General features: G+C 75.1%; 18 protein-coding genes. 9 read left to right on the top strand and 9 right to left on the bottom strand.

Annotation, left to right across the window (positions count from 1 at the left end; translation table 11 throughout):
* The first annotated feature begins 382 nt into the window (after positions 1–382).
* The 5 genes from RM780_RS18280 to RM780_RS18300 all read left to right on the top strand — a co-directional run bounded on the left by RM780_RS18280 (position 383) and on the right by RM780_RS18300 (position 6,658).
* The gene (locus RM780_RS18280) at positions 383–1,186 is read left to right on the top strand and encodes an ABC transporter permease (protein WP_311631838.1); all 804 of its coding nucleotides are present in this window, start codon (positions 383–385) and stop codon (positions 1,184–1,186) included.
* On the top strand, positions 1,179–1,982 hold the full coding sequence (locus RM780_RS18285) for an ABC transporter permease (protein ID WP_311631839.1): 804 nt from the start codon (positions 1,179–1,181) through the stop codon (positions 1,980–1,982). The genes RM780_RS18280 and RM780_RS18285 overlap by 8 nt, the downstream gene beginning before the upstream one ends.
* 70 nt (positions 1,983–2,052) lie before the next feature.
* Positions 2,053–3,198 (top strand): ABC transporter ATP-binding protein, encoded by a 1,146-nt coding sequence (locus tag RM780_RS18290; RefSeq protein ID WP_311631840.1) that lies wholly within the window; start codon positions 2,053–2,055, stop codon positions 3,196–3,198.
* A 128-nt stretch (positions 3,199–3,326) separates the two neighbouring features.
* Positions 3,327–4,091: an ABC transporter ATP-binding protein gene (locus tag RM780_RS18295; protein WP_311631841.1), complete on the top strand. Its 765-nt coding sequence runs from the start codon at positions 3,327–3,329 to the stop codon at positions 4,089–4,091.
* Positions 4,088–6,658, top strand: coding sequence for an ABC transporter permease (locus RM780_RS18300; protein ID WP_311631843.1), 2,571 nt, complete (start codon positions 4,088–4,090; stop codon positions 6,656–6,658). Before RM780_RS18295 ends, RM780_RS18300 begins: the two co-directional genes overlap by 4 nt.
* Positions 6,659–6,825: 167 nt before the next feature.
* On the opposite strand, the gene proC is transcribed toward RM780_RS18300, so the two are convergent.
* From proC to RM780_RS18325, 5 genes are all read right to left on the bottom strand, one after another.
* Positions 6,826–7,641 carry a pyrroline-5-carboxylate reductase gene (gene proC, locus RM780_RS18305; RefSeq protein ID WP_311631844.1) on the bottom strand — a complete coding sequence of 272 codons (816 nt, stop codon included), beginning with the start codon at positions 7,639–7,641 and terminating at the stop codon, positions 6,826–6,828.
* A gap of 10 nt (positions 7,642–7,651) precedes the next feature.
* A complete protein-coding gene (locus tag RM780_RS18310; RefSeq protein ID WP_311631845.1) occupies positions 7,652–7,915 on the bottom strand; it encodes a hypothetical protein in 264 nt (87 codons plus the stop codon).
* A gap of 316 nt (positions 7,916–8,231) precedes the next feature.
* Entirely contained in the window at positions 8,232–8,498 is a 267-nt protein-coding gene (locus RM780_RS18315) for a hypothetical protein (protein WP_311631920.1), read from the bottom strand.
* A gap of 20 nt (positions 8,499–8,518) precedes the next feature.
* Complete coding sequence (locus RM780_RS18320; RefSeq protein WP_311631847.1) at positions 8,519–8,896, bottom strand: ArsR/SmtB family transcription factor; 378 nt, start codon at positions 8,894–8,896, stop codon at positions 8,519–8,521.
* A gap of 137 nt (positions 8,897–9,033) precedes the next feature.
* The gene (locus tag RM780_RS18325) at positions 9,034–9,594 is read right to left on the bottom strand and encodes a hypothetical protein (protein WP_311631848.1); all 561 of its coding nucleotides are present in this window, start codon (positions 9,592–9,594) and stop codon (positions 9,034–9,036) included.
* Between the two features lie 163 nt (positions 9,595–9,757).
* Here RM780_RS18325 and RM780_RS18330 point away from each other — a divergent pair, with 163 nt between their 5' ends.
* On the top strand, positions 9,758–11,947 hold the full coding sequence (locus tag RM780_RS18330) for a protein kinase domain-containing protein (RefSeq protein WP_311631849.1): 2,190 nt from the start codon (positions 9,758–9,760) through the stop codon (positions 11,945–11,947).
* Positions 11,948–11,957: 10 nt separating this feature from the next.
* On the opposite strand, the gene ilvD is transcribed toward RM780_RS18330, so the two are convergent.
* Together ilvD and RM780_RS18340 are read right to left on the bottom strand one after the other, a co-directional pair.
* A complete protein-coding gene (gene ilvD, locus RM780_RS18335; protein WP_311631850.1) occupies positions 11,958–13,802 on the bottom strand; it encodes a dihydroxy-acid dehydratase in 1,845 nt (614 codons plus the stop codon).
* Between the two features lie 201 nt (positions 13,803–14,003).
* Positions 14,004–14,846, bottom strand: coding sequence for a hypothetical protein (locus tag RM780_RS18340; RefSeq protein WP_394813010.1), 843 nt, complete (start codon positions 14,844–14,846; stop codon positions 14,004–14,006).
* Positions 14,847–14,996: 150 nt separating this feature from the next.
* Here RM780_RS18340 and RM780_RS18345 point away from each other — a divergent pair, with 150 nt between their 5' ends.
* Entirely contained in the window at positions 14,997–15,947 is a 951-nt protein-coding gene (locus RM780_RS18345) for a Ppx/GppA phosphatase family protein (protein WP_311631852.1), read from the top strand.
* A 566-nt stretch (positions 15,948–16,513) separates the two neighbouring features.
* Here RM780_RS18345 and RM780_RS18350 read toward each other — a convergent pair.
* Positions 16,514–17,251 (bottom strand): ABC transporter permease, encoded by a 738-nt coding sequence (locus RM780_RS18350; protein ID WP_311631854.1) that lies wholly within the window; start codon positions 17,249–17,251, stop codon positions 16,514–16,516.
* Entirely contained in the window at positions 17,248–18,039 is a 792-nt protein-coding gene (locus RM780_RS18355; RefSeq protein ID WP_311631856.1) for an ABC transporter ATP-binding protein, read from the bottom strand. The genes RM780_RS18350 and RM780_RS18355 overlap by 4 nt, the downstream gene beginning before the upstream one ends.
* A gap of 73 nt (positions 18,040–18,112) precedes the next feature.
* On the opposite strand from RM780_RS18355, the gene RM780_RS18360 reads away from it, so the two are divergent.
* Positions 18,113–19,033 carry a sugar phosphate isomerase/epimerase family protein gene (locus RM780_RS18360; RefSeq protein ID WP_311631857.1) on the top strand — a complete coding sequence of 307 codons (921 nt, stop codon included), beginning with the start codon at positions 18,113–18,115 and terminating at the stop codon, positions 19,031–19,033.
* A 473-nt stretch (positions 19,034–19,506) separates the two neighbouring features.
* Positions 19,507–20,043, top strand: coding sequence for a TetR/AcrR family transcriptional regulator (locus RM780_RS18365; protein ID WP_394813007.1), 537 nt, complete (start codon positions 19,507–19,509; stop codon positions 20,041–20,043).
* The last annotated feature ends 185 nt before the right edge of the window (positions 20,044–20,228 follow it).

The raw sequence follows: 20,228 nt of genomic DNA on the forward strand, positions 1-20,228 counted from the left end.
ATGTGTTAAGCACGCCGCCAGCGTTCGTCCTGAGCCAGGATCAAACTCTCCGTGAATGATCCATAAGCAAAACAAAAAACTTGGCGTTGACTATCCAAAAGCACGCTGTTGAGTTCTCAAGGAACGGTCGCTCTCCCAGGGCAATTCCCGGGCGGCTTCCCTTCGGTGTTCCCGACTCTACCACGCTCGATTTCTCGAACTTCCGCGTCGCCGGGAGGAGTTGCTCGCCGGTGCCGGTAAGGCCTTCCGTTTGCGAGCCCGATGGACCTTACGGATCGGCCCGATCGGTGTCAAGTTGAGCCCGGGGGGCGAGGAAAACCGCTGGCCGGAGCGGGGTTTGGCTGGCTAGGCTCCTGCGCTTCGCCGACGGGAGGAGCGGGAGGTGTCGGGGCTGTACGCGGCGGTCGCGGCGAGCGCGTTCCGGCGGTACGCGACCTACCGGGTGGCGACGGCGGCCGGGGTCTTCACCAACACCGTCTTCGGCTGCGTCCTCGCCTACATCTTCATGGCCCTGTGGGCCGAGCGCCCGGGTCTCGGCGGCTACGACCAGGCCGAGGCACTGGCGTTCGTCTGGGTCGGGCAGTGCCTGATCGCCTGCGTCTCGCTGCTGGGGGGCGGCTTTCACGAGGAGCTGCAGGAGCGCATCCGCAGCGGGGACGTGGCCATCGACCTCTACCGGCCGGCGGACCTCCAGATGTGGTGGCTGGCCTCCGATCTCGGGCGCGGGGCCTTCCAGTTGCTCGGGCGCGGGGTGGTGCCGCTGGTGGTGGGCTCTGCGCTGTTCGACCTGGCGCTGCCCACCGGGCCGGGGCGGTGGGCGCTGTTCCTCGTGACGGTGGGGCTGGCGCTGGCCGTCAGCTTCGGGCTGCGCTACCTGGTGGCGCTGGGGGCGTTCTGGCTGCTGGACGGGGCCGGGCTGAACATGCTGAGCACCGTCTCCTCGATCTTCTTCTCCGGGATGCTGCTGCCGCTGACGGTCTTCCCCGGCGCGTTCGGCGAGGCGGTCCAGTGGCTGCCCTGGGCGGCGCTGCTCCAGGTGCCGGCGGACGTGCTGCTGGGGCGGCACGCGGGCTGGGGCGCGGCGGGGGCGCTGGCGTTCCAGGCCGGGTGGGCGGTGGCGCTGCTGCTGGCGGGGCGGGCGGTGCAGGCGTGCGCGACCCGGAGGGTGGTGGTGCAGGGTGGCTGAGGGGCTGCGGGCCTACGGGCTGATCGTGTGGATGTGGGTGCGCTCGGGATGGGCGTACCGGACGTCGTTCGTCCTGATGACGGTGGCGGCGGCGGTGACGTCCTCGCTGGACTTCCTGGCGATCCTGATCATGTTTTCGCACGTGGAGACGCTGGGCGGCTTCACGGTGGCGGAGGTGGCGCTGCTGTACGGGGCGAGCGGGGCGTCCCTGGGGCTGGCGGACCTGGCGCTGGGGAATCTGGACCGGGTCGGGAGCCGGATCAGGGACGGAACGCTGGACGTGCTGCTGGTGCGTCCGGCGCCGGTGTTCGCGCAGGTGGCGGCGGACCGGTTCGCGTTCCGGCGGCTGGGGCGGGTGCTGGAGGGGCTGGGGGTGCTCGGGTGGGCCCTGACGCGCGTGGAGGTGGACTGGTCGGTGGGGCGGGTGGTGCTGGTCGTGGCGATGGTCACGTCGGGGGCGGTGATCTTTGGCGCGATCTTCGCGATGGGTGGCGCGTTCCAGTTCTTCGCCCAGGACGCGGCGGAGGTGCAGAACGCCTTCACGTACGGCGGGGACGCGCTGCTCCAGTACCCGCCGAGCGTCTTCGCGCGGGAGCTGGTGCGCGGGGTGACGTTCGCCGTGCCGCTGGCGTTCGTCAACTGGCTTCCGGCGCTGCGGCTGCTGGGGCGGGAGGACCCGCTGGGGCTGCCGGGGTGGGTGGACTTCCTCTCGCCGGCGGTGGCGGCGGCGATGTGGGGGGTGGCGGCGCTGGTGTGGCGGTCGGGCGTGCGGAGTTACCGGAGCACGGGGAGCTAGGGCCCGTCGGGGCCGGGGGCGGGGAACGCGAGGGACCTGTGGAGCGCGAGGCGCGAGGGAGCGGCGAACGATGGCGGTGGCGGAGGGCGGAACGGCCGGGGCGGGCGGCGCGGGTGGCGGGCCGTTGATCGTGCTGGAGGGCGTGGAGAAGGTGTTCTCCGTGCGCAGGCGCGCGCGGGGGCGCGGGCCGCTGCGGCGGCGCGTGCGCGAGGAGGTCCGGGCGGTGGACGGACTCTCGTTCGAGGTGGCGCGCGGGGAGATGGTCGGCTACATCGGGCCGAACGGCGCGGGCAAGTCGACGACGGTCAAGATGCTGACGGGCATTCTGACCCCGAGCGGGGGGCGGCTGCGGGTCGCGGGTCTGGACCCCTCGCGGGAGCGGACGCGGCTGGCGCGGCGGATCGGGGTGGTCTTCGGGCAGCGGACGACGCTGTGGTGGGACCTCCCGCTGCGGGACTCCTACGCCCTGGTGCGGCGGATGTACCGGGTGGAGCCGGCGCGGTTCCGGCGGAACCTGGAGCGGTGCGTGGAACTGCTGGACCTGGGTCCGCTGCTGCCGGTGCCGGTGCGGCAGCTCTCTCTGGGGCAGCGGATGCGCGGGGACATCGCGGCGGCGCTGCTGCACGACCCGGACGTGCTGTACCTGGACGAGCCGACGATCGGCCTGGACGTGGTCAGCAAGGCGAGGGTCCGCGGCTTCCTGCGGGACCTGAACGCCGAGCGGGGCACGACGGTGCTGCTGACCACGCACGACCTGACGGACATCGAGCAGCTGTGCCGCCGGGTGATGGTGATCGACCACGGGCGGCTGATGTACGACGGCGGGCTGGCGGGACTTCACGCCGCCGGGGAGAGCGAGCGGACGCTGGTGGTGGACCTGGAGCGGGAGCTGCCGCCGATCGCGGTGGAGGGCGCGCGGACGGTGCGGGTGGCGGGGCCGCGGCAGTGGCTGGCGTTCCCGGCCTCGGCGAGCGCGGCGCCGCTGGTGGCGCGGATCGCGGAGGACTACCCCCTGGCGGACCTGTCGCTGCGGGAGCCGGACATCGAGGACGTGATCGCGCGGATGTACGCGGCGGGCCGGGAGGCAACGGCCGCGGCGGCGGGCCCGGGCACCGCCCGCCGGGGCTCCGCGGCCCGGGGCACCGCGGGCCAAGGCGACGCGCCCCCAGGTGAGCCCGCCCCCGGTGGGGCGGACCGGGGCGGTGGGGTGGGGTAAACCCCCGGGCCGATACGGCGCCGCGCACCATCGTGACGGGCCCCGGCCGGACGGCACTGTTGCTGCGTCGCCCGGATCAACGACGCGACGGACCGTTCCGAGCCAGGAAATGAGGACCCATCGTGGCCATGGCCGCTGCAACCGGGGTTCGCGCGGCGGTCGCCGCGCGGGCCGAGGGGATCGTGAAGGCGTACGGTGCCGGGGAAACGCGCGTGGTGGCGCTGGACCGGGTGAGCATCGAGATCGGGAGCGGGGCGTTCACCGCGATCATGGGCCCCTCGGGCTCGGGCAAGTCCACGCTGATGCACTGCCTGGCGGGGCTGGACACCGTCACCTCCGGGCGGATCTGGGTCGGGGAGACCGAGATCACCGGCCTGAAGGACAAGAAGCTGACGCGGCTGCGCCGCGACCGGATCGGCTTCATCTTCCAGGCGTTCAACCTCCTCCCGACCCTGAACGCCCTGGAGAACATCACCCTCCCCATGGACATCGCCGGCCGCAAGCCCGAGAAGGAGTGGCTGGAGCGGGTCATCGCCACCGTCGGCCTGGCCGACCGCCTCAAGCACCGCCCCGCCCAGCTCTCCGGCGGCCAGCAGCAGCGCGTCGCCGTGGCCAGGGCCCTGGCCGCCCGGCCGGCGATCATCTTCGGGGACGAGCCGACGGGCAACCTCGACTCCCGCGCCGGCGCCGAGGTCCTGGGCTTCCTGCGCCGCTCCGTCGACGACCTGGGCCAGACCATCGTCATGGTCACCCACGACCCCGTCGCCGCCGCCCACGCCGACCGCGTGCTGTACCTGGCGGACGGGCGGGTCGTGGACGACATGGCCAACCCGACCGCCGAGCTGGTCCTGGACCGGATGCGCCGCTTCGACGCCCGCGGGAGGGTGTCGTGACCGTCTGGCGCACCTCCCTGCGGAGCTTCTTCTCCCACAAGGGCCGGATGATCCTCTCGGGGATCGCGATCGTGCTGTCGGTGGCGTTCGTCAGCGGAACGCTGGTCTTCAGCGACACGCTCAACGCCACCTTCGACCGGTACTTCACCGCCACCTCCTCGGACGTGACGGTGGGTCCGGAGGAGGAGGACAACGCCCAGGAGACGGGCCGCGAGCAGACCCTGCCGGCCTCGGTGGTGGACCGGGTCCGCGAGGTGGAGGGCGTGGCCTCGGCCGAGGGCGTGGTCCTCAACACCCGCCTGACGGTGGTGAACGAGGCCGGGGACGCGCTCGGCGCGGAGGGCCCGCCGACCATCGGCACCGACTGGGGCCCGGAGACCCGGCGCAGCATGGAGGTGGCCGAGGGCCGCGAGCCGTCCGGGCCCGGCGAGGTGATGCTCGACCGGAACACCGCGGAGCGGGGCGAGGTCGGCGTCGGGGACCGGGTGGAGGTCGTCGCGGTGCCGGGGCGTTTCACCGCCACGGTGACGGGGCTGGCCGAGTTCGACGGCCCGAACCCGGGCGTTGCCTACCTGCTGATGGAGCCGACGGCGGCGCGCACGGCGCTGCTGGGCGGGCCCGACCTGATCAGCGCGGTGAACGTCCAGGCCGCGGAGGGCGTGGGCGAGGAGGAGCTGGCGCGGCGGGTGGCGGCCGGTCTCGGGGACGGGTTCGAGGTGGACACCCGGGCGGAGAACCGGGAGGCGATGAACGACGAGGTCGGCGGCTTCCTGGACGTGATCCGGTACGCGATGCTCGGCTTCGCGGGGATCGCGGTGCTGGTGGGCGTCTTCCTGATCGTCAACACGTTCTCGATGCTGGTGGCCCAGCGCACCCGCGAGATCGGGCTGATGCGGGCGGTGGGCGCGAGCCGGCGGCAGGTGAACCGCTCGGTGCTGGGCGAGGCGCTGCTGCTGGGCGTCGTCGGCTCGGCGCTGGGGATCGGCGCCGGGGTGGGGCTGGCCATCGGGCTGATGGAGCTGATGGGCGCGATCGGGATCTCGGTGGAGACCTCGGAGCTGACGGTCTCCACCAGCACGCCGGTGGCGGGGATGGCGGTCGGGCTGATCGCCACGCTGCTGGCGGCCTGGCTGCCGGCGCGGCGCGCGGGCCGGGTCTCGCCGATGGCGGCGCTGCGGGACGGGGGCGTGCAGGGTTCCGGCTCGCGGCGTTCGGGCGCGGTGCGCTCGGTGCTGGGGCTGCTGCTGAGCGGCGCGGGCGCGGCGGCGCTGGTGGCCGCGGCCTCGGCCGAGGAGGCGGCGGACGGCTCGCTGTACCTGGCGGGCGGGCTGCTGCTGACGCTGGTGGGCGCGATCGTGATCGGCCCGCTGCTGGCCTCGCTGGTGGTGCGGGGGCTCAGCGCGGTGGTGCTGCGCGCCTTCGGCCCGGTGGGGCGGATGGCGGGGCGCAACGCCCGGCGCAACCCGCGTCGTACGGGTGCCACGGCCGGCGCGCTGATGATCGGGCTCGCGCTGGTGGGGTCGTTGTCGGTGGTGGGCTCCTCGGTGGTGGCCTCCGCCTCGGACCAGCTCGACCGGACGGTGGGCGCGGACTTCATCGTGGACACCTCCGGGGAGCAGCTGATCACGCCCGAGGCGGCCGAGGCCGTGCGTTCCACGCCGGGCCTGGCGCACGTGACGGACTACACCGAGGTTCAGCTGGAGCTGACCACTCCGGACGGGGAGACCTCGGAGGAGGGGGTCGTCGCGGCGAGCCCGACGTACGCCCAGGACCTGCGGGCCGTGACGGTGGCCGGGGAGCTGGCGGACGCGTACCGGCCGGACCACCTGTCGGTGGGCGAGTCCTTCGCGGAGGACCACGGCCTGTCGGTGGGCGACACGGTGACCGCGCGGTTCGTCGGCGGGGACGAGGCGGTGGCGCTGACGGTCGGCGCGATCACCTCGGAGGACACGCTGCTGGACCCGGGGGCGATGTACCTGGCGCTGGACACGGCGCGGGCGCACCTGCCGGAGGACCTGGTGCCGCTGAACGTGGCGATGTTCGCGGTGGCCGAGGAGGGGCAGCGGGCGGCGGCCTACGAGGCGCTGCGGGCGGCGCTTGAGCCCTTCCCGCAGTTCGAGGTGGCAGACCAGGCCGACTACAAACAGCAGTTGGAGGACGAGATCGGCGGGCTGCTGAACATCGTCTACGGCCTGCTGGCCCTCGCGATCGTGGTGGCGGTGCTGGGCGTGGTGAACACCCTGGCCCTGTCGGTGATCGAGCGGACCCGGGAGATCGGGCTGATGCGGGCGATCGGCCTGTCGCGGCGGCAGCTTCGGCGGATGGTGCGCCTGGAGTCGGTGGTGATCGCGCTGTTCGGGGCGCTGCTGGGCCTGGGGCTCGGCATGGCCTGGGGGGTCACGGCGCAGCGGCTGCTGGCGACCGAGGGCTTCTCGGTGCTGGAGATCCCGTGGAACACCATCGGGGTGGTCTTCGCCGGGTCGGCCCTGGTGGGCCTGGTGGCGGCGCTGGTCCCGGCGTTCCGGGCGGGGCGGATGAACGTCCTGCGCGCGATCGCCACGGACTAGGGCCCTCCCCCGCAAGCGGGGGCACCCTCGCCGGCGGGGGTGAACGGCCGGGGCGGCGCGGTCGCGGGCGGCGGCCCCGGCGGCGGGGCGGGAGGAGCGGCGGCGGGCGTCCGGGGGGCGCCCGCCGCCGCGTTCCGCCTGGCGGTAAGGGGGTCCGGGCAGGGGGGTTACTGCCCGGCGGCCAGGGCCCGGCTGCGGTCGCGGGCGGCCTCCAGGGCCGCGATCAGGGCGGCGCGCACGCCGTGGTTCTCCAGCTCGCGGATCGCGCTGATCGTCGTGCCGGCCGGGGAGGTCACGGCCTCCCGCAGCTTCACCGGGTGCTCGCCGCTGTCCCGCAGCATCACCGCCGCGCCGATGGCGGCCTGCACGATGAGGTCGTGGGCCTGGTCGCGGGGCAGGCCCAGCAGGATGCCCGCGTCGGTCATGGCCTCGACCAGAAAGTAGAAGTACGCCGGGCCCGAGCCGGAGAGCGCGGTGGCCGCGTCCTGCTGCGACTCCGGCAGGCGCACGGTCTTGCCGACGCTGCCGAAGATGGCCTCGGCGTGCGCCAGGTGCTCCTCCCCGGCGTGCCGTCCCGGGGAGATGACGGACATGCCCTCGTCCACCAGCACGGGGGTGTTGGGCATGACGCGGACCACCGGGGTGCCCTCGGCGAGCCGGGACTCCACGAACGCGGTGGTGATGCCGGCCGCGGCCGAGATCACCAGGCGGCCGGGGGCGGCGTGCGGGGCCAGCTCCTCCAGCAGGACGGCCATGTCCTGCGGCTTGACGGCGAGGATGAGGATGTCGGCGGCCTTGGCGGCCTCGGGGGTGCCGGTGATCTCGATGCCGTAGCGGGCGCGCAGCTCCTCGATGCGCTCGGGGCGGCGCTCGGTGGCCAGCAGGTCGGCGGGGGCGCGGCCGGCCCGCAGCAGGCCGCCGAGCAGGGCCTCGCCGATCCTGCCTGCGCCCAGGACGGCGATCTTCGGGGTGTGGGTGGTCATCAGACGGCTCTCACGTGGACGAAGGCTTGGGCCCCTCATCCTCCCACCCGGGCCCGGGCCCGGGCGCGGGGACGTCACCCGGCCGCGGGGCCGCGGGCGGGGCGGGCCGCGTGGGCGGGTGGCGCAGGGGGAAGCCGTCGTTGGCGTACTCGCCGCGGGGGGCGGGCAGCAGGCGGCGGATCAGGCGGTGCACCGGCGTGCCCCCGGCGATCCCGCGACCGGTCGCGCGGCGGGAGGTCCGGGCCGTGGCGCGGCGGGGCGTGCGGGCGTTCACCGGTTACCTCCGATTCCTCCCCGGCCTTCAGGCCGGGGAGGAATCGGACCCCTGCGGAGCAGGGCAAGGAACGGGGTTTCGCCGCCGGGGCGGAAGAGCGCCCACAGGAGCGGGTGAGCTGCACGCTGTGCGTTGCGAGAACCAAGCGCGTACACCGTGCCGGTCGAGAACCAAGACGGCACAAGCACCACCTTCGCCTTGCTGTACCGAACCGGGCTGGTTCCAACCCGGCTGGTGTTGATCGTGTAAGAGCTGGGGTCCGCCGGGCCGCAGCCGACGTGAGTCAGGAATCCCCCTGCTTCAGCTGGGGGAGGGTTCAATCGACCTCCCGCATCATCCGCTCCACCGCGGCCACCGAGCGCCGGGTCTCGGTCAGCTCGTCCGTGCAGCGGCGCAAAATCTCGGTGTTGTCCTCCAGCAGGTCGGCGTACTTGGCGGTCAGCCGCCGGTACTCCTGCTCGCGGGACGCCAGCATCCGCGCCCGCCACGTGGCCGCGATCTGCCAGACGACCACGATGAGGAACGCGAAGAAGCCGGCGGTGCCCAGGCCGGCCGCCCAGACGCCGGCGGCGTCGTCGGCCATCGTCACGAGCGCGTCGTCGTTCACTGCGCGTCCTCTTTCTGTTTCTGCGTGTTCCGCGTGTTCCGCGTGTTCCGCGTGTTCCGCGTCTCCGGGGCCGCCGGGAGCGTCGCGGCGGCCTCCGCGATGGCGCGGGGGGTCAGCTCGTACAGGAAGGGCACCAGCTCGTAGAACTTCATCGCCTTGCCGTCCTCCGAGAGCTCCAGCGTGCCGGTGACCAGCCCGGCCGCCTCAAGGCGCTGGAGGTGCATGTGCAGCAGCGGGCGGCTCATGCCGATCGTGCGGGCCAGCCGGCTGACGTAGTCCCGCTCGGCGGCCAGCGCCGCGATGATCCGCATCCGGTGCGGATTGGCCAGCGCGGCAAGGACCTTGAGCAGCTCCTCGCCGCCGCTCCCGCTCATCGCGAACCTCTCCGTCCCAGGTGGTGCACCGTCAGCGTCCCAACGCCCGCCCGGGGGTGTCAATGGAAGCTGACACATGTCCGGGGCCGCTAAGGGCTTCCCCTAGGGGCCGGGCCGGAAAGGGGGCGGAAACGTCCTCAGCCGCGCCGCCGCGCGGAACGGCTGCCCGTGCGCCCCGGGGAGCGCCGGCGCGCGGGGTTGCCCGAGCGCTTGGCGATGGTGCGCCGGTGGCGCTCCAGCGCGGCCTCGTGCTCGGCGCGCGCCAGGCGTTCGCCCGGCGCCTCCACCAGCGTGCGCAGCGCGTACGCCAGGAGCACGCCGACGAAGCCCACCGCCTTGATGCTGCGGAACGCCGACTCGTCCGCGCGCGCGCCCTCGCGCGGCACGGCGTACCCGCCCCAGGTGCGCAGGAAGGCCATCACCGAGCAGATCACGAAGGCGGCCATCACCAGGAAACGCAGCCACCCGGCCGTCTCGGAGCCGACGAGCCCCGCGTACCCCAGCCACAGCACCAGGCCGCCCGCCGCCGCCAGCAGCGCGCTGCCCGCCGCCAGGCCCGCGCGGCGCAGCCCGTAGCCGCCGGTCCGCTCCACCCAGGTGGTGCCGTAGAACCGCAGCGGCCCGGGCGAGGGCAGGTCGGGCTCGGGGGGCGGGACGGGTGCGCCGCTCCGCGCGGCGTCCGGGTGCGAGGTGGACATGCGGTCGATTATGACCGGGGCCCCCGGCGCCCCGGGCGCCGGTGCGCGGCACCGGCGCCCGCCCCCCGCCGCCGGACCGCGTCGTACGCTGTTCCCGGCATACGGCACACGGCAAACGGCAAACGCCACGAGACGGCACGCCGGGCACGGCGGGGGAGCTGCCATGACGACCGACAACCGCGGGGACCGCGGCGAGGGCGGCCCGGCGGCCGGCCCCGGGGACCGGGAGCCCGAGCGGCTGGGCGGCTACGTCCTCGAACGGCGCCTCGGCGCGGGCGGGATGGGCGTGGTCTACCTCGCCAGCACGGTCGCCGGACGGCGCCTCGCCGTGAAGGTGATCCGGCGCGAGTACGCCCAGGACCCCGGCTTCCGCAAGCGGTTCCGCCGCGAGGTGGAGGCGGCGCGGCGGGTCAGCGGGGCGTTCACCGCGCCCGTCGTGGACGCCGACCCGGACGGCGACCCGCCGTGGCTGGCCACCCTCTACGTCCCCGGCGGCTCGCTGACCGACCGGGTGGACGGGCAGGGTCCGCTCGGCGCGCGCGAGGCGGCCAGGATCGGCGCGCAGCTCGCCGAGGCGCTTCAGGACATCCACCGCTGCGGCCTGGTGCACCGGGACCTGAAGCCGGGCAACGTCCTGCTGGCCGAGGACGGGGTGCGGGTGATCGACTTCGGCATCTCGCGGGCGATCACCGCCAGCCACCGGCTGACGGAGGCCGGGGCGGTGCTGGGCTCGCCGCCGTTCATGGCGCCGGAGCAGCTCACAGGCAAGGGCGATGTCGGCACGGCCTCGGACGTGTTCGCGCTGGGCGCGGTGGTGGCGTTCGCGGCGACCGGGCACAGCCCCTTCGAGGCGGGCGGCCCGCCGGGCGGGGACCCGCTGGCCGTGGCCTACCGGGTGGTGCACGAGGACCCGGAGCTGGGCGACGTGCCGGAGCCGCTGCGGGACCTGGTCTCGCTGTGCCTGGCCAAGGAGCCGGAGCGGCGGCCGGAGGTCTCGGCGCTGCTGGAGATGGCGGCCTGGGCGGACACCCGCGCGCAGGCCGCGGTGATCCGCGACTCGCCGGTGTGGCGGGCGCCGGGGGCCGCGGAAGACCGGGAGGCGCGGACCGCGCCGGAGGCCCCGGCGCCCCGCGGGCGGCGCCGGCGCCTGGCCGCGCTCGCGGCGGTGGCCGTGGCCTGCGCCGCCGCGGCGGGTCTGTGGCTGACCGGCCTCCCGGGCGACGGCGAGGAGGGCCCGCGGGCCCCGGCGGACGCCAACGGCCCCGCGGACCCCTCCTCCGACTCCCCCGGCCCGTGGGAGCGTTCGCTGCGCGACTTCGGCGTGCGGGACGCGGTCACCGAGGGCTTCGTCTGCGCGGCGGCCGAGGGCGGCCTGCTGTGCAGCGTGGGCGGAACGTCCGCGGTGCTGCTCGGCCCGGACGGCTCGGAGCTGCTGCGGCACGACGGCCCGCGCGACGCCCTGGGCGGCCCCGCGGCGCTGCCGGGCGAGCGGGCCCTGTTCGCCCGCTCCGAGCGCGGCCTGGCCGCGCTGGACCCGGAGGGCGAGGGCGGCGAGCCCCTGTGGGAGATCGACGCCCCCGAGCTGATGGGTGAGCTCCAGCGGGTGCGCGGCACGCTGATGCTCCAGAACGGCGACAGCACCCTGCGCTTCTACGCCATGGACGGCCCCGACCGGGTCGGCGAGTGGTCCGCGCCCGGCCGGTACATCACGGACACCGTCACCTCGGGCGCGTACGTGCTGGCCGAGAGCCGCTCGGAGGAGTTCACCACGGACTGGCAGGCGATCCTGCTGGACGCGGACGGGCGCGAGATCTGGGGCGAGCCGGTGACAGCGCCGGACTCGGCGCTGGGCACCCTGGAGGCGATCGGGATGGACCGGAACGCCGCGTACTACCACGAGTTCGACCCCGACCTGCCGGTCGTGACGGCGATCCAGCGCCTGGATCTTGCCACCGGGGAGTGGACCCGCACGGCCCTGCCCCGGCCCACCGAGCCGCGGGCCACCGTCGCCGGCGGCGTGGTCTACACGGCGGACGGCGCCGGGCAGCTCACGGCGGTGGACGCCGCGGCCGGGACGGTCCTGTGGAGCGAGCCCACGGGCGCCGACGTCCCCTCCGACCCGGCGGTGGCGGACGGCCTGCTCTACCTCTCGGACGCCGAGGGCCGGCTCTACGAGATCGCCACCCGCGACGGCACCCTCCGCCGCACGGGCGAGCCGCACCCCGGCACCCCCGGCATGGGCAGCGACGCCTGGTCCCCGGCCCCCGTCATCGCGGACGGCACGGCGTACGTCGTGACCGTGGGGAACACGCTGTACGCCACGCCGCTCTCCGCGCTGCGGCCCGCCGAGTAGGCGGGCGCGCCTAGCCCTCCAGCTTGCTGACGTCCCGGACCGCGCCCTTGTCCGCGCTGGTGGCCATGGCCGCGTAGGCGCGCAGCGCCAGTGAGACCTTCCGGTCGCGCCCCACCGGCGCGTACCGTCCGCCGAGCGCCTCGCGGCGGGCGTTCAGCTCCTCCTCGGACACCTTCAGCTCGATCACGCGCCCGGGGATGTCGATGCGGATCAGGTCCCCGTCGCGGACCAGCGCGATCGTGCCGCCGGCCGCCGCCTCCGGGGAGACGTGCCCGATCGACAGGCCCGAGGTCCCGCCGGAGAACCGGCCGTCCGTGATCAGCGCGCACTTGGCGCCCAGGCCCCGGCCCTTGAGGAACGCCGTGGGGTACAGCATCTCCTGCATGCCCGGGCCGCCGCGCGGGCCCTCGTAGCGGACGACGACCACGTCGCCCTCCTTGACGCGCTTGTTCAGGATCGCGTCCACGGCCGCCTCCTGGGACTCCACGACCACGGCCGGGCCCTCGAAGGTCCAGATCGACTCGTCCACGCCCGCGGTCTTCACCACGCAGCCGTCCTCGGCGAGGTTGCCGCGCAGCACGGCCAGGCCGCCGTCCTTGGAGTAGGCGTGCGCCACGTCCCGCACGCAGCCGCCCTCCGCGTCCGTGTCCAGCGTCTCCCAGCGCTCGGACTGGGAGAAGGCGGTGGCCGAACGCTTGCAGCCGGGCGCCGCGTGGAACAGCTCCACCGCCTCGGGCGAGGGCGAGCCGCCGCGGATGTCCCAGCGCTTGAGCCACTCGGCGAGCGAGTCGGCGTGGATGGCGTGCACGTCCTCGTTCAGCAGGCCGCCGCGGTGCAGCTCGCCGAGGATGGCGGGGATGCCGCCGGCCCGGTGCACGTCCTCCATGTGGTAGGCGCTGTTCGGGGCGACCTTGGAGACGCAGGGCACGCGGCGGGAGACGGCGTCGATGTCCGCCATCCCGAAGTCGAGGCCGGCCTCCGCGGCGGCGGCCAGCAGGTGCAGCACGGTGTTCGTCGAGCCGCCCATGCCGATGTCCAGGGCCATGGCGTTCTCGAACGCTGCCCGGGAGGCGATGGCCCGCGGCAGGACCGTGGCGTCGTCCTGGTCGTAGTGGCGCTTGGTGATCTCCACCACGCTGCGGCCCGCGGCCTCGTAGAGCGCGCGGCGGGCGGTGTGCGTGGCCAGCACCGAGCCGTTGCCCGGCAGGGCCAGGCCCAGGGCCTCGACCAGGCAGTTCATGGAGTTGGCGGTGAACATCCCGGAACAGGAACCGCAGGTCGGGCAGGCGGCCTCCTCGATGCGCAGCAGGTCCTCCTCGGAGACGGTCTCGCTGACCGCCTCGGACATGGCGTGCACCAGGTCGAGGTTGGAGCGGACCGTGCCGTCCACCAGCGTCGTCTTGCCGGCCTCCATCGGGCCGCCGGAGACGAAGACGGTGGGGATGTTCAGGCGGAGGGCCGCCATCAGCATGCCGGGGGTGATCTTGTCGCAGTTGGAGATGCAGACCAGGGCGTCGGCGCAGTGCGCCTCGACCATGTACTCCACGGAGTCCGCGATCAGGTCCCGGGAGGGCAGGGAGTAGAGCATCCCGCCGTGGCCCATCGCGATGCCGTCGTCCACGGCGATGGTGTTGAACTCCCGGGGAACGCCCCCGGCGGCCGAGATGGCCTCGGAGACGATCCGGCCCACCGGCTGGAGGTGGGTGTGGCCGGGGACGAACTCGGTGAAGCTGTTGGCCACCGCGACGATCGGCTTGCCGAAGTCCTCGCGCGCTACGCCGGCGGCCCGGAGGAGGGCGCGGGCGCCCGCCATGTTCCGGCCGTGGGTGACGGTGCGGGACCTCAGTGTCGCCATGGTCTCAAGCCCTTCTCTGCTCGCTCTGCTCGGCGGCCGTGCGGCTACGCCCCCGAGGCTACGCCCCCCGCCCACCGACCGGGACGGGAATACCGCGATCCGGACGCCCCCTGGCCGGGAGCTGCCCACGGGGGAACGCCCGGCGCGAGGACCGCCCGGGAACGTCCGGCGCGGGCCGGGGGCGTTACGGCGCCGCGTGCGTCAGGGCGCCGGGTCCGGGGCCGGGTCGGCCGGGTGCGGGGCCAGGAGCGGGAGCAGCGGACGGCCGCCGGGGCCCTCGGGGGGCGGCAGCGCCGCCAGGCGCGTGTCGCACAGCTCCGCGAGCTGGTCGTAGCCCGCCTTCCCCATCAGCTCGGTCAGCTCGGCCCGGTAGCTGCGGTAGAGCGGGCGCCCGGCGGAGTGCGCGGCCGGGGCGCCGGTGCACCACCAGTGCAGGTCGTGCCCGCCCGGGCCCCAGCCGCGCCGGTCGTACTCCCCGATCGAGACGTACAGCAGCTGCTCGCCGTCCGGCTGCTCCACCCACTCGTAGGTCCGGCGCACCGGGAGCTGCCAGCACACGTCGGGCTTGGTCTCCAGCGGCTCGCGCCCCTCGCGCAGCGCCAGCGTGTGCAGGGCGCAGCCCGCGCCGCCGGGGAAGCCGGGGCGGTTGAGAAAGACGCAGGCGCCCTGAACGCGGCGGGTGCGGCGCTCGCCCTCCTCGTCCAGCTCGACCCAGCCCTTCTTCGAGTGCCCCTCGGCGTGGAACTGCCACTGCTCGGGGGTCAGCCGCGCGGCGTGGCCGGCCACCCGGCGTTCGTCGTCCTCGTCGGAGAAGTGGGCGCCCAGCGAGCAGCAGCCGTCGGAGGAACGGCCGGCCTGGATGCCCTGGCAGCCGCGGCCGAAGACGCACTCCCAGCGGGAGGTCAGCCAGGTGAGGTCGCAGCGGAAGACCTGCTCGGGGTCGGCCGGGTCGGCGAACTCCACCCAGGCACGGGGGTGGTTCAGCGCCACCTCCTCGCCGGCCGCGCGCCTGCGCGCGCCGTCGAGCTGCTCCTCTTCCGCCAGCTCTTCCCCCTGCTGCTGCCCGGGGATCAGCTCGGGGACCGACCCCGGGACCGGCTCCGGAAGCGCAGGGGTCACGGGAGTTCTGCCCTGCTTCGCCCTCTTCGTCTTTGCCACACGCCCAGGGTAGAGCGCGGGGTAGCGTTGAACGCCATGAGGCTCGGTGTTCTCGACGTGGGTTCGAATACGGTCCATCTGCTGGTCGTCGACGCGCATCCCGGCGCGCGTCCGCTGCCCGCGTACTCGCACAAGGCGGAGCTGCGCCTTGCCGAGCTGCTCGACCCGGCGGGGGCGATCGGGCCGGAGGGCGTCGAGCGCCTGGTGGCCACGGTGCGCGCCGCGCAGGAGGTGGCCGAGGACCAGGGGGTGGCGGAGACGCTGACGCTGGCGACCTCGGCGGTGCGGGAGGCGACCAACGCGGATGAGGTGCTGGCGCGGGTGGCCGGCGAGACGGGGGTGACGCTGACCGTGCTCTCGGGGGACGAGGAGGCGCGGCTGACCTTCCTGGCGGCGCGGCGGTGGCTGGGCTGGTCGGCGGGGAAGCTGCTGCTGTTCGACATCGGCGGCGGCTCGCTGGAGATCGCCCTGGGCGTGGACGAGGAGCCGGACGCGGCGGCCTCGCTGCCGCTGGGCGCGGGCCGGCTGACGAACGCCCGGCTGCCGGGCGACCCCCCCGAACCGGCGGACGTGCGGGCGCTGCGCCGGGACGTGCGTTCCGAACTGGCGCAGGTGGCAAGGGACTTCAAGCGATTCGGGGAGCCGGACCGGGTGGTGGCCACCTCCAAGACCTTCAAGCAGCTCGCCCGCATCGCGGGCGCGGCCCGCTCGGCGGAGGGCCTGTACGTCCGCCGCGACCTGGACCGGGACGACGTGCGTAGCTGGTCCCAGAAGCTGGCCGAACTCCCCATCGCGGAACGCCGCCTCCTCCCCGGCGTCTCCGAGGGCCGCGCCGCCCAGCTCCTGGCCGGCGCGATCGTGGCCGAGGCCGCGATGGACATCTTCAACATCCCCACCCTCGAAATCTGCCCCTGGGCCCTCCGGGAGGGCGTCATCCTCCGCCGCCTCGACCAGATGCGCACGTCCTTGCCGGCCGTTGCCGACTGACGCGCCGGCGCCCACCCCCACGGCCGCCGACTCCGCGCTGCGCGCGAACGCTGCCGCGCCGCCCACCGGCCGCGACCGGCACGGGGCCGGCACGGGCTCCGCGCGGACGCCCGCGCTTCGCGCCGGACGCTGCCGTGTGGCCGCCCGCCTCGCCGGCCCACCGCGGGGCCGCGCCGTCAGGCACGAAGCCCGCCGCCGGGACCGCCCGCACGGCTTCGCGCCGAACGCGGCACCGCCCGCCCACCGGCACGAGCTCGCCGCCGCCGGCCGTGCCGCCAGGCACGAAGCCCGCCGCCGGGACCGCCCGCACGGCTTCGCGCCGAACGCGGCACCGCCCGCCCACCGGCACGAGCTCGCCGCCGGCGGCCGTGCCGCCAGGCACGAAGCCCGCCGCCGGGACCGCCCGCACGGGCTGGGCGGCCGGAGGCCCGGGCCTGTCGTCGGGGCACGCGGCGGCCGAAGGCCGCCCCGCCGGGACCGCCCGGGGCACGCGGCGTCGCAAGGGTGGCCGCCCGCCAGGGCTGTCCAGCGAGCCGGGTGGCTCGCGTCGTGGGGACGGCAGGCCGTCAGGCCGTCCTGCGGCGGAGGGTGATCGAGGCGAGGGCCAGGATCGCCAGGGCCGTCGTGGCGACGATGGTGACGTCGCGCCAGTAGTCGGACGTGGCCTGCGCGTTGGTCAGGATCTCGGTCATGCCGTCCACCGAGTACGACATGGGCAGGACGTTGGAGGCGTACTCCAGCGCCGGCTGCATGGAGTCGCGCGGGGCGAAGAGGCCGCACAGGAGCAGTTGCGGGAAGACCATCGCCGGGAGGAACTGCACGGCCTGGAACTCCGAGGCCGCGAAGGCCGAGACCAGCAGGCCGAGCGCGATGCCCAGCAGCGCGTTGAGCACGGCGCCGAGCAGCAGCAGCCAGGCCGGGCCCGCGATGTCCAGGTCCAGGAACCACAGGGCGACCCCGGTCGCCAGCCCGGCCTGGACCGTGGCGAAGACGCCGAACGCCAGCGCGTAGCCGGCCAGCAGGTCTCCGCGGCCCAGCGGCATGGTGAGCAGGCGCTCCAGTGTGCCGGATGTGCGTTCCCGCAGCGTGGCGATCGAGGTCACCAGGAACATCGTGATCATCGGGAAGATGCCCAGCAGCGAGGCCCCGACCCGGTCGAACGTCCCCGGCTCCCCGTCGAAGACGTAGAAGAGCAGGACGAGCAGCAGCAGCGGCACCAGCAGAAGCAGCGCGATCGTGCGCGGATCGTGACGCAACTGGCTCAGCACGCGGTGCGCGGTGGCGAGGACACGGCGGACGTTCATCGGCGCACGCCCCCGTCCACGCCCTCGTCCACCAGGCGCAGGAAGGCCTCCTCGATGGAGCCGCCCCCCGTGCGTTCGCGCAGCTCGGCCGGCGTTCCCTCGGCGAGCAGCCGCCCGGCCCGCATCAGCAGCAGCCGGCCGCAGCGGTCGGCCTCGTCCATGACGTGCGAGGAGATGAGCAGCGTGGTCCCGCGGTCGGCCGCGAGCCGGTGGAAGAGGTCCCACAGGCTGCGCCGCAGGACCGGGTCCAGGCCCACGGTCGGCTCGTCGAGCACCAGCAGCTCGGGCGTTCCCAGGAGGGCGACGGCCAGGGAGACGCGGGAGCGCTGGCCGCCGGAGAGGGCGGCCACGAGGGCGTCGGCGCGGGGCGCGAGGTCCACGTCGGCGAGCGTGGCCTCCACCCGCTCGGCGCGGGCGGCGCGAGGGACGCCCAGGACGGCGGCGTAGTAGGCGAGGTTCTGCCGGACGGTGAGGTCGGCGTAGACGGACGGGGACTGGGTGACGTACCCGATCCGGTCGCGCAGGGCGGGGCTCCCGGCCGGGCGGCCGAGGACGTCCAGCGTGCCCGTGACGCGGGCCTGGGCGCCGACCACGGCCCGCATCAGCGTGGTCTTGCCGCAGCCGGAGGGGCCGAGCAGCCCGGTGACCGTGCCGCGCTCGACGGCGAAGTCGAGGCCGTCGAGCACGCGGGCGCCGCCGCGGACCACGGTCAGGCCGCGGGCGGCGATGGCCGGTGCGCCAGGGGGTGCGCCGGGGGCGTGCGGCCGGTCCCCAGTTTTATTCATCATGCGTTTAATAATGTCGGCCGGGCCGCTCCCGGTCAAGCGGGGCAGCGGCGGCCCGGCACGTAGGCTGAGGGGCGTGGCGCATCAGGTACGTGTTCCGGACGCGAAGGTCGGCCTGTCGACCGCCTCCGTGTACCCCGAGAACACCGCGGCGGCCTTCGAGATAGCCGGACGGCTCGGCTACGACGGGGTCGAGGTCATGGTCTGGACCGACCCGGTCAGCCAGGACGTGGACGCGCTGGAGCGCCTGTCCGAGCGGCACGGCGTGCCCGTGCTCGCCGTGCACGCGCCCTGCCTGCTGATCACGCAGCGGGTGTGGGGCACCGACCCGTGGCGCAAGCTGCTGCGCGCCCGCGGGGCGGCCGAACGCCTGGGCGCCTCCACCGTGGTGGTGCACCCGCCCTTCCGGTGGCAACGCGCCTACGCCCGGGACTTCGTGTCCGGCGTCCGGCGGCTGGACGAGGGCGGGCCGGTGAACTTCGCGGTCGAGAACATGTACCCCTGGCGTTACCGCGACCGCGAGGTGCAGGCGTACGCCCCCGGCTGGGACCCGACGGACAACGACTTCCCGCACTACACGCTGGACCTCTCGCACTCGGCCACGGCCCGCTCGGACGCGCTGGCCATGGCGGACCGGATGGGCGCGCGGCTGGGCCACGTGCACCTGGCGGACGGGCGCGGCTCGGGCAAGGACGAGCACCTGGTGCCGGGGCGCGGCAGCCAGCCCTGCGCGGCGCTGCTGGAGCGGCTGGCGGCCACGGGCTACGCCGGTCACGTGGTCGTGGAGGTCAACACCCGCCGCTGCGCGACCCCCGAGGCTCGCCGCGCCGACCTCGCGGAGGCCCTGGCGTTCACCCGCCTCCACATGGCGACGGCGGAACCGCCGGGCCGCGCGGGCGCCTCCGGCGCGGGCGCGGGCGCCTCCGGCGCCGACGCGGAGGGCGCCGGGCGCGAGGGCACGGGGGCCGCGGCCCCCGGCCCCCGCGAGAGCCGATGACCGGCACGGACGCCGGGCCGGCGGGAACCGCGGACGAGTCCGGCGCCGCCGCCGAGAGCGCGCCCGGGCCGCAGGCCAAGGCCGATACGCGGACCCCGCCGGAACCCCGTGCTCGGGCCGGGACCAGGGCCGGAGCCGAGACCGGGCCCGCGGACGGGCCCCAGACCGCCTCCGGGGCAAGGGCAGAAGCCGACTCCGTGGACGGCCCCCAGGCCGCCTCCGGGACCGGGACCGAGACCGCGAACGGCCCCCAGACCGCCTCCGGGACCGGGACCGAGACCGCGAACGGGCCCCAGACCGCCTCCGGGGCAAGGGCCAGGCCCGGGACCGCGGCCGGCACCGGCACCGGCACCGGGGCAGCGTCCGGGGCCAGTCCCACGTCCGCGGCCAGGGCCGTCGCGCCAGCGACACGGCGGCGGGGGCGGCCCTCGCGGGCCGAGGCCGCCGGGGGGCCGGGGGCGCGGGAGCGCATCTTGGCGTCCGCGCGGGCCGAGTTCGCCGGGAGCGGCTATGACCGGGCCTCGATCCGGGCCATCGCGCGGGGCGCCGACGTCAACCCCGCCCTCGTGCATCACTACTTCGGGACCAAGGAGCAGGTCTTCGCCGCGGCCGTGGCCTCCGCGGCGGCGCCCGCCACGCAGGGGCTCGACGCGGAGGCGAGATTCGCCGCGCAGGAGTTCGGGGAGTCCTTCACGCGGCTGTTCTTCGGCATCTGGGAGAATCCCGAGGGCCGCGCCCCCCTGGTCGCCATCCTCCGCTCGGCCATGAACAACGACACGGCCGCGGCCATCCTGCGGCGCTTCGTCGCCGGGGAGCTGCTCTCCCGGGTGGCCGGCGGCCTGGACGCTCCGGACGCGGAGCTGCGCGCCGAGCTGGCCGCCGCGCAACTCGTCGGCGTGGCGCTGCTGCGGTACGTGCTGCGGGTCGAGCCCCTGGCCGCCATCCCGGCCGAGGAGTTGGTCCGACGCCTCGCCCCGGTCGTTCAGCACCACCTGACGGGCACGGACTGACCGGCCCGTCCGGCCCCACCGGAACGCCCGGAGCCGCGTGCGTTCCCACGCCCCGGCCCACCGGGCTCCCGGCACGGCGCGGACCGCTCGCCGCAGGCGCCGGACGCCGCGCCTCCCGGCCGGGCGGCTCCGGCCCGGCCCGAACGCCCGGAACGCCCGCTGCGCCGCCCGCCGTTCCCCCTGCG

This window comes from Streptomyces boetiae (assembly GCF_031845405.1).
In the GTDB taxonomy this organism is placed as follows: domain Bacteria; phylum Actinomycetota; class Actinomycetes; order Streptomycetales; family Streptomycetaceae; genus Streptomyces; species Streptomyces boetiae.

Coding starts and splice junctions, on each gene's coding strand:
- RM780_RS18345 (WP_311631852.1), top strand. CDS start 14,997: ATGAGGCTCGGTGTTCTCGACGTGGGTTCGAATACGGTCCATCTGCTG.
- RM780_RS18315 (WP_311631920.1), bottom strand. CDS start 8,498: ATGGCCGACGACGCCGCCGGCGTCTGGGCGGCCGGCCTGGGCACCGCC.
- RM780_RS18350 (WP_311631854.1), bottom strand. CDS start 17,251: ATGAACGTCCGCCGTGTCCTCGCCACCGCGCACCGCGTGCTGAGCCAG.
- RM780_RS18320 (WP_311631847.1), bottom strand. CDS start 8,896: ATGAGCGGGAGCGGCGGCGAGGAGCTGCTCAAGGTCCTTGCCGCGCTG.
- proC (WP_311631844.1), bottom strand. CDS start 7,641: ATGACCACCCACACCCCGAAGATCGCCGTCCTGGGCGCAGGCAGGATC.
- RM780_RS18295 (WP_311631841.1), top strand. CDS start 3,327: ATGGCCGCTGCAACCGGGGTTCGCGCGGCGGTCGCCGCGCGGGCCGAG.
- ilvD (WP_311631850.1), bottom strand. CDS start 13,802: ATGGCGACACTGAGGTCCCGCACCGTCACCCACGGCCGGAACATGGCG.
- RM780_RS18290 (WP_311631840.1), top strand. CDS start 2,053: ATGGCGGTGGCGGAGGGCGGAACGGCCGGGGCGGGCGGCGCGGGTGGC.
- RM780_RS18330 (WP_311631849.1), top strand. CDS start 9,758: ATGACGACCGACAACCGCGGGGACCGCGGCGAGGGCGGCCCGGCGGCC.
- RM780_RS18325 (WP_311631848.1), bottom strand. CDS start 9,594: ATGTCCACCTCGCACCCGGACGCCGCGCGGAGCGGCGCACCCGTCCCG.
- RM780_RS18355 (WP_311631856.1), bottom strand. CDS start 18,039: ATGATGAATAAAACTGGGGACCGGCCGCACGCCCCCGGCGCACCCCCT.